At 73.0% G+C, this 16,209-nt stretch carries 16 protein-coding genes; 5 read left to right on the top strand and 11 right to left on the bottom strand.

From position 1 onward, the window contains the following. The first annotated feature begins 12 nt into the window (after nucleotides 1–12). Nucleotides 13–354 carry a hypothetical protein gene (locus EV376_RS02710; protein ID WP_486482497.1) on the top strand — a complete coding sequence of 114 codons (342 nt, stop codon included), beginning with the start codon at nucleotides 13–15 and terminating at the stop codon, nucleotides 352–354. On the opposite strand, the gene EV376_RS02705 is transcribed toward EV376_RS02710, so the two are convergent. The 8 genes from EV376_RS02705 to EV376_RS02670 all read right to left on the bottom strand — a co-directional run bounded on the left by EV376_RS02705 (nucleotide 306) and on the right by EV376_RS02670 (nucleotide 8,278). After that, nucleotides 306–1,199 (bottom strand): GNAT family N-acetyltransferase, encoded by an 894-nt coding sequence (locus EV376_RS02705; protein WP_130320572.1) that lies wholly within the window; start codon nucleotides 1,197–1,199, stop codon nucleotides 306–308. The genes EV376_RS02710 and EV376_RS02705 overlap by 49 nt on opposite strands. Beyond that, nucleotides 1,196–1,594 carry a RidA family protein gene (locus EV376_RS02700; protein ID WP_130320571.1) on the bottom strand — a complete coding sequence of 133 codons (399 nt, stop codon included), beginning with the start codon at nucleotides 1,592–1,594 and terminating at the stop codon, nucleotides 1,196–1,198. Before EV376_RS02700 ends, EV376_RS02705 begins: the two co-directional genes overlap by 4 nt. Before the next feature lie 71 nt (nucleotides 1,595–1,665). Then, nucleotides 1,666–2,673 carry a LacI family DNA-binding transcriptional regulator gene (locus EV376_RS02695; protein WP_130320570.1) on the bottom strand — a complete coding sequence of 336 codons (1,008 nt, stop codon included), beginning with the start codon at nucleotides 2,671–2,673 and terminating at the stop codon, nucleotides 1,666–1,668. Nucleotides 2,674–2,716: 43 nt separating this feature from the next. Further along, nucleotides 2,717–4,090, bottom strand: coding sequence for a GH1 family beta-glucosidase (locus EV376_RS02690; RefSeq protein ID WP_130320569.1), 1,374 nt, complete (start codon nucleotides 4,088–4,090; stop codon nucleotides 2,717–2,719). After that, nucleotides 4,087–4,920 carry a carbohydrate ABC transporter permease gene (locus EV376_RS02685; RefSeq protein WP_130320568.1) on the bottom strand — a complete coding sequence of 278 codons (834 nt, stop codon included), beginning with the start codon at nucleotides 4,918–4,920 and terminating at the stop codon, nucleotides 4,087–4,089. Before EV376_RS02685 ends, EV376_RS02690 begins: the two co-directional genes overlap by 4 nt. Further along, a complete protein-coding gene (locus EV376_RS02680) occupies nucleotides 4,917–5,903 on the bottom strand; it encodes a carbohydrate ABC transporter permease (RefSeq protein WP_130320567.1) in 987 nt (328 codons plus the stop codon). The genes EV376_RS02685 and EV376_RS02680 overlap by 4 nt, the downstream gene beginning before the upstream one ends. A 107-nt stretch (nucleotides 5,904–6,010) precedes the next feature. Next, complete coding sequence (locus EV376_RS02675; RefSeq protein ID WP_130320566.1) at nucleotides 6,011–7,318, bottom strand: extracellular solute-binding protein; 1,308 nt, start codon at nucleotides 7,316–7,318, stop codon at nucleotides 6,011–6,013. A gap of 198 nt (nucleotides 7,319–7,516) precedes the next feature. Continuing rightward, nucleotides 7,517–8,278: a maleylpyruvate isomerase family mycothiol-dependent enzyme gene (locus EV376_RS02670; RefSeq protein WP_130320565.1), complete on the bottom strand. Its 762-nt coding sequence runs from the start codon at nucleotides 8,276–8,278 to the stop codon at nucleotides 7,517–7,519. Nucleotides 8,279–8,348: 70 nt separating this feature from the next. Here EV376_RS02670 and EV376_RS02665 point away from each other — a divergent pair, with 70 nt between their 5' ends. Next, nucleotides 8,349–9,443: a UDP-N-acetylmuramate dehydrogenase gene (locus EV376_RS02665; protein WP_165437937.1), complete on the top strand. Its 1,095-nt coding sequence runs from the start codon at nucleotides 8,349–8,351 to the stop codon at nucleotides 9,441–9,443. An 85-nt stretch (nucleotides 9,444–9,528) separates the two neighbouring features. Here the strand turns inward: EV376_RS02665 and EV376_RS02660 are convergent, their stop codons facing one another. Together EV376_RS02660 and EV376_RS02655 are read right to left on the bottom strand one after the other, a co-directional pair. Next, nucleotides 9,529–10,335 carry a class I SAM-dependent methyltransferase gene (locus EV376_RS02660; RefSeq protein WP_130320564.1) on the bottom strand — a complete coding sequence of 269 codons (807 nt, stop codon included), beginning with the start codon at nucleotides 10,333–10,335 and terminating at the stop codon, nucleotides 9,529–9,531. Then, nucleotides 10,335–11,099 (bottom strand): SDR family NAD(P)-dependent oxidoreductase, encoded by a 765-nt coding sequence (locus tag EV376_RS02655; RefSeq protein WP_130320563.1) that lies wholly within the window; start codon nucleotides 11,097–11,099, stop codon nucleotides 10,335–10,337. Before EV376_RS02655 ends, EV376_RS02660 begins: the two co-directional genes overlap by 1 nt. Before the next feature lie 170 nt (nucleotides 11,100–11,269). Here EV376_RS02655 and mshA point away from each other — a divergent pair, with 170 nt between their 5' ends. The 3 genes from mshA to EV376_RS02640 all read left to right on the top strand — a co-directional run bounded on the left by mshA (nucleotide 11,270) and on the right by EV376_RS02640 (nucleotide 14,410). Further along, a complete protein-coding gene (gene mshA / locus EV376_RS02650) occupies nucleotides 11,270–12,619 on the top strand; it encodes a D-inositol-3-phosphate glycosyltransferase (protein ID WP_130320562.1) in 1,350 nt (449 codons plus the stop codon). A gap of 72 nt (nucleotides 12,620–12,691) precedes the next feature. Then, complete coding sequence (locus EV376_RS02645) at nucleotides 12,692–13,246, top strand: type III secretion system chaperone family protein (protein WP_130320561.1); 555 nt, start codon at nucleotides 12,692–12,694, stop codon at nucleotides 13,244–13,246. A 192-nt stretch (nucleotides 13,247–13,438) separates the two neighbouring features. Continuing rightward, on the top strand, nucleotides 13,439–14,410 hold the full coding sequence (locus EV376_RS02640) for a hypothetical protein (RefSeq protein WP_486482856.1): 972 nt from the start codon (nucleotides 13,439–13,441) through the stop codon (nucleotides 14,408–14,410). Nucleotides 14,411–14,876: 466 nt separating this feature from the next. Here the strand turns inward: EV376_RS02640 and EV376_RS02635 are convergent, their stop codons facing one another. Further along, nucleotides 14,877–16,178, bottom strand: a complete 1,302-nt coding sequence (locus EV376_RS02635; RefSeq protein WP_130320559.1) for an MFS transporter — start codon at nucleotides 16,176–16,178, stop codon at nucleotides 14,877–14,879. Between the last annotated feature and the right edge of the window lie 31 nt (nucleotides 16,179–16,209).

Raw genomic sequence — 16,209 nt, 5'->3', positions numbered from 1 at the left:
GGCTCGCCTCCGATGGCCGGCCTATCGGGATTCCTCGTCGGCGAGCCGGCGGCCTCGTCGCTCCGCGTACGCGCACTCCCGTCCCGGCCGACCTGGCGCTGTGCCGCGTGCGGTATCGCCTGGCCCTGTTCACCGGCGAAGCTGCGTCTCCTCGGCGAGTACCGGGGCAATCGTCCCGCGCTGCTGATCTACCTCGCTGCTCTTCAGGCTGAGGCCGCCGAGAACCTTGCCGCCTTGAACGGTTGCGCCCCGCCGGACAACCTCGCCGAGCGCTTCGTCCGGTGGGCCCGCGCCAGCCACGTCGGTCAGGCCAGCTCCCGCAGGCAGGACCACTGGGACGCGACCGGGCGGTAGCCGAGGCGTTCGTTGATCGCGAGCATCGGACCGTTCGCCTCGTCATTGCCGGTGTACGCGGTGGTCACCCCGCTCGCGGCGGCCCGGTGCAGGGCGGCCAGCTTCGCCACCGACGCCAGCCCGCGCCCCCGGTGCTGCGGCACGGTGGCGGTGTAGTCCGACCACATCCGGGTGCCGTCGCGTTTGACCAGGCTGATCGCGGCCAGGACGCCGTCCACCTCGGCAGCGGTGCTGGCCGCCCGGTCCAGGCCCACGTTGTCCCAGGTGTCCGCCCGCCAGTGCTCGTACGTGAGGGCGTCGGAGGGGATGTCCCCCGGCTCGTCGCCGCTGGCGGCCGCTTCCACCTCGTACACCCGGCGCGGGTCGACCTCGGACAGCGACACCAGCCGGACGCCAACCGGCACGTCGGGCAGCGGCGGCAGGGCGGCCAGCTCCAGCGCGGAGAAGCGTTCCTCGCGGCTCGGGGTGAAGCCGTGCCGCTCGGCGAACGGCAGCGACTCGGGCAGGGCCCGCCCGTGCAGGAGCGGGAGCCGGAGCGGGGCGAGGTGGTCCAGGGCGGCGGCCACGAGCGCGCTGCCGATGCCCTGCCCCCGGTGCTCGGGGTGGACGTGCAGGAGCGAGATCTCGCCGACCGACCGGGTCGACCCGGCGTAGCGGTACGCCGACACCCAGCCGACGACCGCACCGTCGACGTCGGCGACGAACGCCGTCCAGTGCTGGTCCGGTGGCGGCTGGGCGATCATCTGTCGGGTCGACGCCACGCCCCGGACCAGGAACGGGAGGACCCGGGTGCGCAGCGCCACGACGGCGGGCGCGTCGTCCGGGACGGCGGGGCGGATCCTCACGCGGCGCCCACGGTGGCGACGGCCTCGACCTCGACGAGCTGGTCGGCGTAGCCGAGGACGGCCACGCCGAGCAGGGTGCTGGGCGGGTCGTGGTCGCCGAAGGCGTCCCGGACGACCTGCCAGACGGCCACCAGGTCCGGCTGGTGGGCCGAGGCCACGTACACGGTGGTCTTGACGACGTCGGCGAGGCGGGCTCCGGCCGCCGCCAGGGCGGTCTCCAGGTTGGCCATCACCTGCCGGGCCTGTGCGACGTGGTCACCGGGGGCGACGGTACGGCCGTCGGCGTCCAGCGGGCAGGCCCCGGCGGTGTAGACGAGGCGGGCCGGCGGCTCGACGGTGGCGACGTAGGCGTACTCGGCGTCGGCGAGGGTCGGGACGTGGAGAAGTTGAGGCACGGCCCGACGCTAGCCCTCGGGTGGGCGGGCGCTCGACCCAATTTCGGGGCGTTCAACAGGGGGCCCTCCGCTCACGCGGACTCGCGGAGGATGAGCTCCGTCGGGAGGACGACCGTCGGTTCGATGGGCTCGCCGGCCGCCAGCCGCAGCAACTGCCGGGTCATCTGCCGGCCGATCTCCTGGATCGGCTGCCGGACGGTGGTCAGCGGCGGCTCGGTGTACGCGGCGGTCTCGATGTCGTCGAAGCCGATCACCGCGACGTCGTCCGGCACCCGCCGCCCCGCCTCGCGGAGCGTACGCAGGGCGGCGTGCGCCATCAGGTCGGAGGCGGCGAAGACCGCGTCGAGGTCGGGGTGCTCGGCGAGGAGCTGGCGCGTCGCCGCCGCCCCGGACTCCCGGGTGAAGTCGCCGAACGCGACCCGCTCGGGCAGCCCGGCGGCGGCGACCGTCTCCCGATAGCCGGCGAGCCGCTCGATGCCGGCCACCATGTCCTGCGGGCCGGCGATGGTGGCGATGCGCCGCCGGCCGCTGTCGAGCAGGTGCCGCACCGCCCGGGCCACCCCGCCGAGATGGTCCACGTCGACGTACGGCACGTCCGCGCCGTCGAGCGGCCGGCCGCTGCACACCACCGGGATGCCCAGCCGGGCCAGCCGGCCGGGCAGCGGGTCGGCGCCGTGCAGCGAGGCGAACAGCACCCCGTCGACGTGCCGGCCGGTGGTGTACCGCTCCACCCGCTCGTGCCCGGCCGGCGAGCCGGCGAGCATCAGCACGAGCTGCTTGTCGGCCGCCTCCAGCTCCTGCGCCGCGCCCCGGATGATGCCGGGGAAGACCTGGTCGTCGGAGAAGACGCGGGTGGCCGCCTCGGGCATGACCAGCGCGATCGAGTCGGTCCGCTGGGTTACCAGGCTGCGGGCCGCCAGGTTCGGCACATACCCCAGCTCGGCCACCGCCCGGCGGACCGCCTCGCGGATCGGCTCGGCCACCGTGGTGGAGCCGTTCACCACCCGGGACACGGTGGCCCGGGAGACGCCGGCCAGCCGGGCCACCGCCTCGAGCGTCGGTCGCTGTGCCGCCGTCATCGCCGTCGTCCCCCCGCTCGCCACGGTCGTCGCCCTCCGCCCGTCAGAGCCCGTTCCGGGAGATCACCTCCTGGTACCAGCGGGCGCTCGCCTTCGGTGTGCGCCGCTGGGTCAGGTAGTCGACGTGGACGATCCCGAACCGCTTCCGGTAGCCCTCGGCCCACTCGAAGTTGTCCAGGAACGACCATACGAGATAACCGCGCAGATCCACGCCGCGGGCGATCGCCTGGTGCGCCGCGCGCAGGTGCCCCTCCAGGTACGCGATCCGGTCGGCGTCGATGACCTCCCCGGCCGGGTCCGGCCCGGCCTTGTCCGGGAAGGCCGCCCCGTTCTCGGTGATCAGCAGCGGCACCCCCGGGTAGTCGGCGGCCAGCCGCTCCAGCAACCGGGTGAGCCCGGCCGGCTCGATCATCCAGCCCATGTCGGTGAGCGGCCCGGCCGGCGGCAGGAACTCCACCGCCCCGTCGGTGCCGGGGAACGCGCCACCGCCGCCGGCGCCGTCCGGCCGGCCGGCCACGTACGTGGGCTGGTAGTAGTTCACGCCGAGCAGGTCGACCGGGGCGGCGATCAGCTTCTCGTCGCCGTCCCGGATGAACGTCGGCGCCACGATCCTGCCGACGTGCTCCAGCACGTCCTCCGGGTACGCCGCCCGGAACAGCGGGTCCAGGAAGATCCGGTTCTGGAGGCCGTCGACGAGACGTACCGCGGCGGCGTCGGCGGCGCTGTCCGGGTCGGCGGGACGGACGTCCGCCGGGTTGAGCGTGATCCCCACGGTCTGCGCGCCGGCCGCCCGCAGCGCCCGCGTCGCCAGGCCGTGCCCGAGCAGCAGGTGGTGGACGGCGGTGAAGGCCGCGCCCGGGTCCTGCACGCCGGGGGCGTGGACCCCGTTGCCGTAGCCGAGATAGGCCGAGCACCACGGCTCGTTCAGCGTCGTCCAGGTGCCCACCCGGTCGCCGAGCCGGGCGTGCACCGCGGTGGCGTACGTGGCGAAGTGCTCCGCGGTCTCCCGCGTCCGCCAGCCGCCCCGGTCCTCCAGGGTCTGCGGCAGGTCCCAGTGGTAGAGCGTGACGATCGGCTCGATGCCCCGGGCCAGCAGGGCGTCCACCAGCCGGTCGTAGAAGTCCAGCCCGCGCGGGTTGACCGGGCCGGTGCCGTCCGGCTGGACGCGCGGCCAGGCGACCGAGAACCGATACGTCCGCAGGCCCAGCTCCGCCATCAGCGCCACGTCGTCCGCGTACCGGTGGTAGTGGTCGCAGGCGACGTCGCCGGTGTGGCCCCGGTGGACCTTGCCGGGCGTACGGCTGAAGGTGTCCCAGATCGACGGGCTGCGGCCGTCCTCCCGGGCCGCGCCCTCGATCTGGTACGCGGCGGTTGCCGCGCCCCACCGGAAGTTCTCGGGAAATTGAAGCTCACTCACGCCTTGACCGCACCTTCCATGATCCCCCCGATGATCTGGCGCCCGAAGAGGACGAAGACCAGCAGCAGCGGGAGGGTCGCGATGGCCGTCCCGGTGAACACCTGGGACATGTCCTGGTAGTACCCGTCCGACAGGGCCCGCAGGGACAGCTGAACGGTCGGGTTCTCCGGGTCGTTCAGGACAGCGTACGGCCAGAGGAAGTCGTTCCAGGTGGTCATGAACGTGAGCAGGCCGAGCACCGCGGCGGCCGGGCGCAGCGCCGGCAGCACCACGTTCCAGTAGATGCGGGCGGTGTTGCAGCCGTCGACCCGGGCCGCCTCGATCAGCTCGGTGCTGACCGCCTGTGCGGCGTACTGCCGCATCATGAACACCCCGAACCCGGTGACCAGGGCGGGGACGATCACGGCCGGCAACCGGTCGTTCCAGTTGAGCTTCGTCATCAGCAGGTACAGCGGGATGACGCCGAGCTGCGTGGGCACCATCATCGTCGCGATGATGACCATGAGCAGCGCGTTCCGGCCACGGAACCGCAGCTTCGCGAACGCGAACCCGGCCAGCGTGGAGAAGAGCACCACGGACACCGTGACCGTGGTCGACACGATCGCCGAGTTGATCAGACCGGTCAGGAAGTACGCGTCGGTGTTGGCGAAGAGCCGGGAGATGTTCGCGCCCAGGTTCCCGCCGGGGGTGACCGGCGGGGGGAGCTGACCCATCGCGTCGCTGGACCGGCTGGCCACCACGAACATCCACCAGATCGGGAAGACCGAGGCGAAGGCGGCGACCACCAGGGCGCCGTAGGTCAGCGGGCTGGCCCGCCAGAGCCGGCTCATCCCCGGCCTCCCTTCCCGGCGCCGGTGCCCAGCCGCCGGATGACCAGCACGTTGACCGCCGCCACGACGGCGATGAGCGCGAAGAGCAGCCACGCCACGGCCGAGCCGTACCCGAAGTTGTAGTGCGGGGCGAACGCGTTCTCGAACATGTACATGGTCACGGTCTGCGACTCCCGCAGCGGTCCGCCGCGGATCGGGTTGGTCCCGGAGTGGAAGAGGCGCGGCTCGGTGAAGAGCTGTAGACCGCCGATGGTGGAGATGATGACGGCGAAGATGATCGTCGGCTTGAGCAGCGGGACGGTGATCGACCAGAACTGCCGGACCCGGCTGGCGCCGTCGATCGCCGCCGACTCGAACAGGTCGCGCGGGATGGCCTGCATCGCGGCCAGGAAGATCAGGGCGTTGTAGCCGGTCCACCGCCAGTCCACCATCGTGGAGATCGCGACCCAGGAGGCGAAGCGGTTCGACTTCCAGTCGACCGCGTCGACGCCCAGCAGGTCGAGCAGCCAGTTGACCATGCCGAACTCGCGACCGAAGAGCACCCCGAACACGATCGCCACGGCGGCCGTGGAGGTCACGTTCGGGACCAGCACCGCCATCCGCCAGCCGGTCCGGGCGCGCAACTGGCGGTTGAGCAGGTTCGCCAGCCACAGGGCGGCGAGCAGTTGCGGGACGGTGGAGATGACGAAGATGCCGAGGGTGTTGACCACCGCGTGCCAGAAATCCGGGTCGGTCAGCAGGTTGGTGTAGTTCGCCGCGCCGATGAACGCGGGGTCGGTGCCGAGCAGGTCCCAGTCGTGCAGCGAGACCCAGAGCGTGTACACCAGCGGGTACGCCCCGAACACCGCGAACAGCAGGAAGAACGGGGCGACGAGCAGGTAGGGCGACCAGCGCGTGTCGAACCGGCTGAGCCGGTGGGAGCGGCTGGACCGCACGGGTGGTGCCGCCGCCACGGGCGGCCGGGCGTCAAGCTGCACGCTCATGCCCGGGTACTCCTTTCCACGCCGCCCGCTCCCCACCGGCCCGCGGTCGGCACGGCGGGCGGCCCGCCCCGGGGCGTGCGCGGAGCCGGTGGGGGAGCGGGGAGCGGCTACTTGGCGGCGGCCTTCTTCGCGTTCGTCACCGCGTCGTTCCAGCCCTGCTCGGGGCTGCGCTGCCCCAGCTCGACGGTGCGGACGGCGTTCTCCACCTCGGTGCGGACGGCCTGGTTCTTCGGGCCCATGTAGACCGGCTTGAGGCTCTTGGCGCCGGCGGCGAAGATCTGCCCGACCGGGGCGTCGGAGAAGTACGCGTTCGTGGCCCCGGCGACGGCCGGGTCCTCGAGCGCCTGCGGCGACGAGGGCAGCGGGCCCTTGGCCTTGAACGCCCCGATCTGGCCCTCGGTGCTGGTCAGAAACTTGGCCAGCTTGACGGCTTCCGCCTGGTGCTTGCTCTGCTTCGGCACCGCGAGGTAGGAGCCGCCCCAGTTGCCGCCGTTGCCCGGCACCCGGGCGATGTCCCACTTGCCCTTGGCGGCCGCGCCGGCGTTGCCCTCGATGACCCCGGTCATCCAGGCGGGGCAGGCGATCGTCGCGAACTTGGCCTGCTTGAAGGCGGAGACCCACTCCTCCGACCACGCGCCGTACTTGCCGGACAGGCCGGAGTCGATGATGTCCATGGTGGTGTCCCAGGCCTGCTTGACGGCCGGGTTGGTGTCCACGACGAGGTTGTCGCTGGTGTCGTAGTAGTGGTAGCCGGTCGTGTTGCCGGCGGTCTGCAGCACGATGGTGTTGAACGTGTTGGTGGCGGCGTCCAGGAACGACGCTCCGGTCTTGGCGGCGGTGAACTTCTCGCCCACGCGGATGTAGTCCGACCAGGTCGGCCAGAGCGCGGACACCGCGTCCCGCTCGGTGGGCAGACCGGCCTTGGCGAACAGGTCGGTGCGGTAGCACATCGCCATGCCGCCGACGTCGGTGCCGAGCCCGATCAGCTGCTTGCCGCCGGCGGTGAGGGCGGCGTTCCACTTCCAGTCCAGGAAGTTGTCCTTCAGCTCGCCCGCGCCGTGGTCGAGCAGGTTGACGAAGTGGCCCGGGTTGGCCTTGTACTCGACCAACAGCCCCTCCTCGATGGCGACCACGTCGCCCGCGCCCTTGCCGGCGGCGAGCCACTGGGTCAGCTTCGGGGAGTACTCGTCCAGGTTGCCGCCGGTGCCCCGCTCGACGATCTTCACGCCGGGGTTGGCGTCCATGTACTGCTTGTACAGCTCCTCGTAGCCGAACTGGCCGAACACGTCGACGGTGAGCGTGATCGTGCCGTCGCCGGCGGCGTCGTCGCCCCCGCCGCAGGCGGTGGTGGCGAGCAGGGAGGTGGCGGCTATGAGGGCGACCGCCGCGAGGCGGCGGCGCGGGATGGCACCCATGTCTCGGACCCCTCTCAGGTCGGTGGGTGGTGGAGGACGATGAGAGAGCGCTCTCACAGAGCCTCGCCCGACCTCCCGCCGATGTCAAGAGAGCGCTCTCTCGCCATTGTCGGGCCGTGATATTCGGCCTCTACACACCGAAGGAGTGGCTGTTCGCGTCGGAACAGCCACTCCTTCGGCTAGGCGCGGGTGCGGTGGTCAGCCCACCCGGAGGCCCTCCAGCAGGCCGTGGTCACCCGCGATCGTGAGGTTGTCGAAGCCGACCCGCCCCCACAGCGCCAGCAGCAGGTCGCTGGCGGTGCCGCTGACCTGGACCCGGGCGTGGTGGTCGTCGTGGTCGAAGATGGTGGCGGTGTCCAGCAGGGCCACCCCCTCGCCGCGCAGCCGCAGGAACCACTCCTGCGCCGCGTCCGGCGCCGACAACTGCACCACCCCGTGCCACGGCCCGCCCGCCCGCCGCCGTCCGGCCGGCAGCCAGGTGTCCAGCACCTCGCTCACCCCGTCGGCCGCGAGCTTCGCCTCGATCGGCTCACCTGCGGCGATGGCGAGCTGGGCGTCCCAGCGGTGCACCGCGGTCTCGTGCGCCATCCGGCGGGACCAGAACCCCGCCTTCTTGGGCTGCGGGGCCCAGTTCCACGCCGGGGCCTCCGGGTCGAGCCGGTCGAAGAGGGCCATCAGCTCGTCGTACGCCTGCTGCCAGAGCTGCAGCGCGGTCTCACCCGGACCCGGCTCCACCGGCTGGGACCGGCGGGCCGGAGCCGTGGTGGCGTTGGCGGACGCGACCCCGTGCGCCCAGCGGTAGACGCCGGCGAGGTGCCGGGTCAGGTCGGTCACCGTCCAGCCGGGACACGACAGCACCGGCGTCTCGGGGGGTGCCTCGGCGACAGCGGCGGCGAACGCCGGGCCCTCCGCCCGGAGCGCCCCGATCCAGAAGTCCTTCGTGCCGTGCAATCTGCTCATCGCCATCCTCCCGGGGGTGACCGGGCCACCAGTGGGCGCCGCGGCTACCCCTCAGCCTAGGGTGAAGGGCGTGTCCGACGTCCACACCCAGCCGACAACCGGAGCCGAACCCGACGCCGTGTGTCATTTGGCGCGATACACGACATTGCGGCTAGGCGGCCTGGCCACCCGCGTGGTCACGGCCAGCAACGCGGACGAGCTCGTCCGCAGCGTGCGCGAGGCGGGGGACCGGGGGGAGAAGATCCTGATCCTCGCCGGGGGCAGCAACGTGGTGATCGGCGACGCCGGCTTCCCGGGGACCGTGGTGCTGGTCCGCTCGCGCGGCCTCCAGGTGGTCGCGGAGGACGCCGACACCGTCACGGTACGCGTCGAGGCCGGCGAGCCCTGGGACGAGTTGGTCGCCGCCACCGTCGCCAACGGCTGGTCCGGCCTGGAGTGCCTCTCCGGGATCCCCGGCTCCACCGGCGCCACCCCGATCCAGAACGTCGGCGCGTACGGCCAGGAGGTCGCCGAGACCATCACCGGCGTGTGGGTCTACGACCGGGTGGCCGGGACCACCGACCGGATCGCGGCGGCCGACTGCGGCTTCATGTACCGGTCCAGCATCTTCAAGTACAGCGACCGGTGGGTCGTGCTGTCGGTCGACTTCCGCCTCGCCCGGTCGCCGCTGTCCGGCCCGATCCGGTACGCCGAACTCGCCCGCGCGCTCGGCGTCGCGGTCGGCGACCGGGTGCCGCTGGTCGACGCCCGCGCCGCCGTGCTGCGACTGCGCGCCGGCAAGGGCATGGTGCTCGACGCCGCCGACCCGGACACCTGGTCGGTCGGCTCGTTCTTCACGAACCCGGTGCTGGACCGGGCCGCGTACGAGCGCCTGCGGGAGCGGGCCGCCGACATCGGCGAGCCCCCGTCCTGGCCGGGCGCCGACGGCACGGTGAAGGTCAGCGCCGCCTGGCTGATCGACAAGGCCGGCTTCGGCAAGGGCCACCCGGGCGCCGGAGGTGCGGTCACCATCTCGACCAAGCACACCCTGGCCCTGACCCACCGCACCGGCACCGCCCGGACGGAGGACCTGGTCGCCCTGGCGAGAGAGATCCGCCAGGGCGTGGAAACCCGCTTCGGCGTGACCCTCCACCCCGAACCCGTCCTGATCAACTGCGCCCTCTAGCCCCACAACCTGGGCCATCGATCCGCCCGTTGACCATGAAGTCATGGCTGGCGGTACGCCGAGTCGGACGGCGACAACTTCATGATCAACGCGGCGGGTGGGTGGGGGCGACGGCGGGCCAGGGGATGGTCACCCGGCCGTGGCGCCAGTGGTGGGGGCGGCCCAGGACGGGCCAGCCCGACGCGCGGACGGTGGACACCGCTCTCAGCCAGCGCTGACGGGGGCCGTACGGGGCGTAGCCGGCCGCGGCCTGCCAGGCGTGCTCCAGAGCGCGCAGGAAGGCGTGGATCGGCTCACCCTCGACGTTGCGGTGGATCAGGGCCTTGGGGAGCCGTTCGGCGAGCTGCGCGGGGCTCTCCAGGGTGGTCAGCTTGGCGCCGAGCGTCAGCGAGCGCGGGCCGGCGGCGTCGAGCAGCACCCAGCCGCCGAGCCGCCCCAACTCGTCGCAGGTCCCCTCGACCAGCAGGCCGCCCGGGCCGAGCGCGGCGGTCATCGTCGCCCAGGCCCCGGCGACCTCGCTCTCGTCGTACTGGCGCAGCACGTTGCACGCGCGGACCAGCGCCGGGCGCAGCCCGGCCAGCTCGAAGCCGCCCCGGGCGAAGGTGAGCCCGGGCGGGTCGGCGGCGGGCTGGGCGGCGGCGACGCGTACCGGATCGATCTCCAGCCCGACCACCCGGACGTCGGCACGGACCGCGGTGGCCAGCCGGGACCGCAGCTCGACGGCCGTGACCGGGTCGGCGCCGTAACCCAGGTCGACGACCAGCGGGTCGGCGGCCCCGCGCAGCACGTCCCCGCAGGTCTCGACGATCCAGTTGTCCACCCGGCGCAGCCGGTTGGGGTTCGTCGTCCCCCGGGTGACGACGCCCAGCGGGTGCCGCGCCGGCCCTGCCATCACCCCACCCGGTGCACCTTGTGCTGCGCGGCCTGCGCCAGCGGGCGGACCACCAGACGGTCCACGTTGACGTGGTGCGGGCGGGTGGCGCACCAGGCGACGCAGTCCGCCACGTCGTCGGCGACCAGCGGCTCGGGTACCCCGGCGTAGACCGCGGCGGCCCGGTCGGCGTCGCCGTCGAAGCGGACCAGCGAGAACTCGTCGGTCTTCACCATTCCGGGATCGATCTCGACGACCCGGACCGGCCGGCCGCACAGCTCGAGGCGCAGGGTGCCGGCGACCGCGGTCTGCGCGTGCTTCGCGGCGGTGTAGCCGCCACCGCCCTCGTAGACGGTGAAGCCGGCGGTCGACGACACGATGACGATGGTGCCGGCGCCGGAGGACTCCAGCGCCGGCAGCAGAGCCTGGGTGACCCGCAGCGTGCCCAGCACGTTGACGTCGTACATCCACTGCCAGTCACCGACCGAGCCGGTCTCCACCGGGTCCAGGCCGCGGGCGCCCCCGGCGTTGTTGACCAGCAGGGTGACCGGGCCCGGTGCGGCCGCCGCCGCGGCCGCGAGGCCGGCCACCGACTCGTCCGAGGTGACGTCGCAGGCCACCGCGGTGGCCGAGCCGCCGGCGGCCTCGATCTCCCCGACCAGGTCGGCGAGCCGGTCGGTACGCCTCGCGGCGGCCAGCACGTGGAACCCCTCGGTGGCGAGCCGGCGGGCGGTGGCGGCGCCGATCCCGCTGGACGCCCCGGTGACGACGGCGACAGAAGTCATCCGCCCATTCTGACCCCCGATCCCCGGTACCGGACCGATGAGGTCCGTCACCCCCGAAGACGCCGGGACGCATTACCGATCCCCGATCGGGAAGATGACATCCGGCGTATCGGTTGACCGAGAAGCGCCGGTAGTGCGTAACGGCAACAACCGTGGCAGAGGGAGCGGACGTGGCGGAAGAGCACACCGGTGTCGGTCGTCAGCGAGGTGCCCGTCCGTGGCCCCGTCCCCGCCGCATCGCGACCCTGTCCGTGCACACCTCGCCCCTGCACCAGCCCGGCACCGGTGACGCCGGCGGGATGAACGTGTACATCCTCGAGGTCGCCAGGCGGCTGGCCGAGGCGAACGTCGAGGTGGAGATCTTCACCCGGGCCACCTCGGGGGACCTGCCGCCGGTGGTCGAGATGGCGCCCGGCGTGCATGTCCGGCACATCACCGCCGGGCCGCTCGAAGGACTGACCAAGGAGGAGCTGCCCGGCCAGCTCTGCGCGTTCACCGCCGGCGTGCTGCGCGCCGAGGCGTCCCGCCCGCCGGGTCACTACGACCTGATCCACTCGCACTACTGGCTGTCCGGGCAGGTCGGCTGGCTGGCCAAGGAGCGCTGGGGGGTGCCGCTGGTGCACACCGCGCACACCCTCGCCAAGGTCAAGAACGCGCAGCTCGCCGCCGGGGACCGGCCGGAACCCAAGCCCCGGGTGATCGGCGAGGAGCAGGTGGTGGCCGAGGCCGACCGGCTGGTCGCCAACACGAAGGTCGAGGCCGGTGACCTGATGGACCGGTACGACGCCGACCCGACCCGGGTCGCGGTCGTCGAGCCCGGCGTCGACCTGGCCCGCTTCCGTCCCGCCCCCGGCGACCGTGGGCGCGCCCGGATCGCCGCCCGCCGCCGGCTGGGCCTGCCGGAGGGCGGCTACGTCGTGGCGTTCGTCGGCCGGATCCAGCCGCTCAAAGCGCCCGACGTGCTGATCCGCGCGGCGGCCGCGCTGCGGGAGCGGGACCCCGCGCTCGCCCGGGAGCTGACGATCGTCATCTGCGGCGGCCCCAGCGGCAGCGGGCTCGACCGGCCCACCGCCCTCATCGAGCTGGCCGCCTCGCTGGGCGTCACCGACCAGGTGCGGTTCCTGCCGCCGCAGACCGGCGACGACCTGCCCGATCTGTACCGGGCGGCCGACCTGGTCGCGGTGCCGTCGTACAACGAGAGCTTCGGGCTGGTCGCGCTGGAGGCGCAGGCCTGCGGTACGCCGGTCGTCGCGGCCGCCGTCGGTGGGCTGGTCACGGCGGTACGCGACCAGGTGAGCGGCGTGCTCGTCGACGGTCACGACCCGGCTGACTGGGCCGGCTCGCTGGCCCGGCTGCTGCCCGACGCCACGCTCCGGACGGCGCTGGCCCGGGGTGCGGAACGGCACGCCGCGAACTTCTCCTGGGACCGCACGGTGTCCGGCCTGCTCGACGTCTACGGCGAGGCGATCGCCGAGCACCGCGCCCGCCTGACCGCCCAGCTCGCGACCTGCTCCTGGTGACCGGAAGCGGCCCCGGCCGGACCGGGTCGGTGCTGCGCGCGAGCGGGTCGGGCCGGCCGTAGAGTGGGTGCGATGAGCGGTAAGAGCGACCTCGGGGCCTTGATCGAGTCGGTCTGCGCCGAGCGGGACCTGGCCTGCGAGCCCACCGGGCCGCACTCGTACGCGGTCACCCTGCCCGGCACCCACAAGCTCAAGACCGTCTGCAACCTGATCGTCGGCGAGCACGCCCTGCGGATCGAGGCGTTCGTCATGCGCCAGCCCGACGAGCGCCGCGAGGAGCTGTGGGCGTGGCTGCTCCAGCGCAACGCCCGCATGTACGGGGTGTCCTTCTCCATCGACGCCGTCGGCGACGTCTACCTGACCGGCCGGGTCAATCCCGCCGGTATCGACGCCGACGAGCTGGACCGGCTGCTCGGGGCGGTCCTGACGTACGCCGACGAGTCCTTCGACACCATGCTGGAGATCGGCTTCGGCAGCTCGATCCGCCGGGAATGGGAGTGGCGGGTCAGACGCGGCGAATCCACCGCGAACCTCGCGGCCTTCGCTCACCTCTTCGAGCCCACCGACGGCACCGCACCGGTTGCCGGTGAGCCCGCTCCCGCTCCGGGAGGTTCGGGCCGGTCCTGACGGGTATGCCGCACCGCGCGGTGCGGCAGTTGGGACCCGCCGCGCGCCGAGGACGGACTGTCTCAAGGAGCGTGAGCGTCCATGGCTCAGCGAAGCAGCTCAGGTCGCGGCGGGACCGCGACCCGGACCGGGCGACAGCCAGGAAACCAGACTCCGAACACCCCGCAGGTGTCCGAAGCCGAGATCTCCCGGATGAAGGTGGACGAGATCCGCGGGCAGTTGCGCCGGCACGGCGTGTCCGGCATCTCCGCGCTACGCAAGCCGGAACTGGTGCGGACGTTGGTGCGCACCCTGCGGTCCGCGCGGCGGGCCGGCGGGGCGGCCCGCACGGCCACCGGGCCGGCGGGCCGGGCCACGGGCACGAGAGCGGCGGCGGGTCGCGCGGCGGCGACCAAGCGGGCGGCCGGTCGTACCCCGACGGCCCGCGCGAAGGCGGCGCCGGCGAACAAGACCGCGCCCGCGAAGAAGGCCGCCGCGAAGAAGACCACTGCGGCGAAGAAGACCACTGCGGCGAAGAAGACCACTGCGGCGAAGAAGGCCGCCGCGAAGAAGACCACTGCGGCGAAGAAGACCGCCGCGGCGCGTGCGGCGGCCCCGGCGAGGAAGGCGCCCGCGAAGAAGGCGCCCGCGCGGAGGACCACCGCCAAGGCGACGCCGGCGAGGAAGGCCGCGAAGAAGGCGCCCGCGAAGAAGGCGCCGGCCGCGAAGAAGGCGCCGGCCGCGAGGGCCACGACGGCGAAGCGAGCCGCGCCCGCGCGGAAGGTGACGGCCGCCGGCCCGTCCCGCGGCACGGCGGTGCGCACCGGACGGAACTCCTCGCGGTCGGTGCGGTCTTCGCAGGTCATCACGTCGGTGGCCGACCGGCCGGAGCGCCCCGGCCGGAGCCTGGTGACCGCTGACCACGACGTCATCCGGCGGTGGGCGGAGCAGCGCAACGCCCGGCCGGCGACGATCGCGGGCACCGAGCGGGAGGGCCGCGCGGGTGTGCTGACGTTCAACCTGCCCGGCTACCGGGAGAGCAGCCGGATCCGCGAGATCACCTGGGACGAGTGGTTCCGGACGTTCGACGAGCGGAAGCTGAACCTGATCTACCAGGAGCAGATGCGCGACGGCCGCACCAGCAACTTCTTCCGGACCGAGTCACCCGATCGGGAGGACGGGTGAGTGTTTGGGGGAATGCCCGGCGGGTATGCGCTGTTGGCCACAGTTGGACCCGGGCAGCGGCGACATCGGGGCTGTGACCGGCGAGACAGCCGGTCCAGGTTGAATCCGCAATCCGGGCGAACTAACTTTATTGCACCGCGCTGCGCTCGGATCCGTTCGGGGGAGCGGAGGATCGATCAGATCCGTGCATCGAGCGTGGTGCGGGGGACGGGTGGAACAACACCGTTGGGGGACGGTGGCCACCTGTTTGGACCGGCGGCGTGAGCGGGTGCCGCTTACGGGGGTGAGTGCCGCCCGCCGCCGCCGGTCATACGGTGCGAAACGCCCATCACGGGTTCGTGATGGGCGTTTTGCGTACCCCGGTGCCGACCTCGCGCCACCGGCGCGGACGTACCCCGTCAGCTGGTGAGGCCGCCGCCGCGCGGTCGGCGCGCGAACCTGCGGTGGCCAGGGCCGGCGGTCAGGGTCACCGCTCGGCCGAGAGCGCCGGTTCGCGGCGGGCCGCGCCGGCCCGGCGCAGGGCGGCCACCCGGCGCTCCCGGGGCGGGCCGGCGAGCAGGTGGCAACCGGCCGCGAGCAGACCCAGGCCGCCGACGACGAGCCAGTGCTGCTCGCCCAGGTACTGCAGGCTCACGCCGCCGAGCGTCGGCGCCACGAACGACGCCGCCGGGAAGGCGAGGTAGAAGACCGACTGGTACCGGGCGCGCAGCTCGGGCGGGGCGAGTTCGGCGTTGATCTGGGCGTTCGGCGGCGCGGCCAGCATCTGCCCGACCGTCCAGACCACCGCCGCCGCGAGGTAGACCGCCAGCTCGTCGGCCACGGCGAGGGCCGCGAAGCCCAGTGCCAGGAGCGCCGTCGAGACGGCCAGGACGCGGTCCTTGCGGTGCCGGTCGATCAACCGGGGTACGAAGAGCTGCCCGACGACGATGAGTACCCCACCCAGTGCCACCACCGCGCCGTACGCCGAGGGGCGCAGCCCGTCCGCGCGCATGGCGAGCGGCATGATCGTGGAGGTCTGCATGGTCAGCACGGCGAGCACGAAGGTCAGCCCCACGAAGGTGAGGAACACGCGGTCGGTCAGCGCGGTGTGCAGCCCCGGTCGCCGCCGGCGGGAGAGATCTTGGACAGTTGCCGTGCGCTGGGAACGGGAGGTGTCCAAGATCCGCCGGCGGCGTCCGCCGGCGAGCGTCTCGGGCACCTTCCCGGCGATGACCAGCGCCGCGGTCAGCGTGGCCGCGGCGTCGACCAGGAAGAGCGCGAGGAAGCTCGCCTCGGCGAGGATCCCGGCGAGCAGCGACGCGACCGCCATGCCCAGGTTGAACGCCCAGAACTGGAGGTTGAAGGCCCGCGAGCGGCGCTCCTCGGGTACGACGTCCACGATCGCCGCCACGAAGGCGGGGCTGGGCATCGAGTGGACCACCCCGACCAGGGCGCTGAGCACCGCGATCAGCACCAGGTGCCGGCTGAACGCGAGCGCCACCATCAGCGCCGCCGTGCCGAGGTGGGCGGCGAGCAGGGTCGACCGGCGTCCCCACCGGTCGGCGAGCACGCCGCCGAGCAGCACACCGGCCGCCCCGCCCAGCCCGTACGCCCCGACGATCGTCCCGGTCAGCGCCTCGCTCGCCCCGCGCGCCTCGGTCAGGTACAGCGGGAGGAAGAGCATGGCGAACGCGCCGGCCCGGTTGATGAGCAGGCCGCCCCAGAGATACCAGAAGGTGGCGGGTAGCCCGCCGGCCGTGTCGTGCACCCAGCGGCGCAGCACTCGCACCCGTCGCCTCCCGAACAGTTCAGATTCCTAA

This window comes from Micromonospora sp. CNZ295 (genome assembly GCF_004217535.1).
The sequence above is the reverse complement of the archived record's forward strand: the minus strand, read 5'-3'. Positions and strand labels throughout refer to the sequence as shown.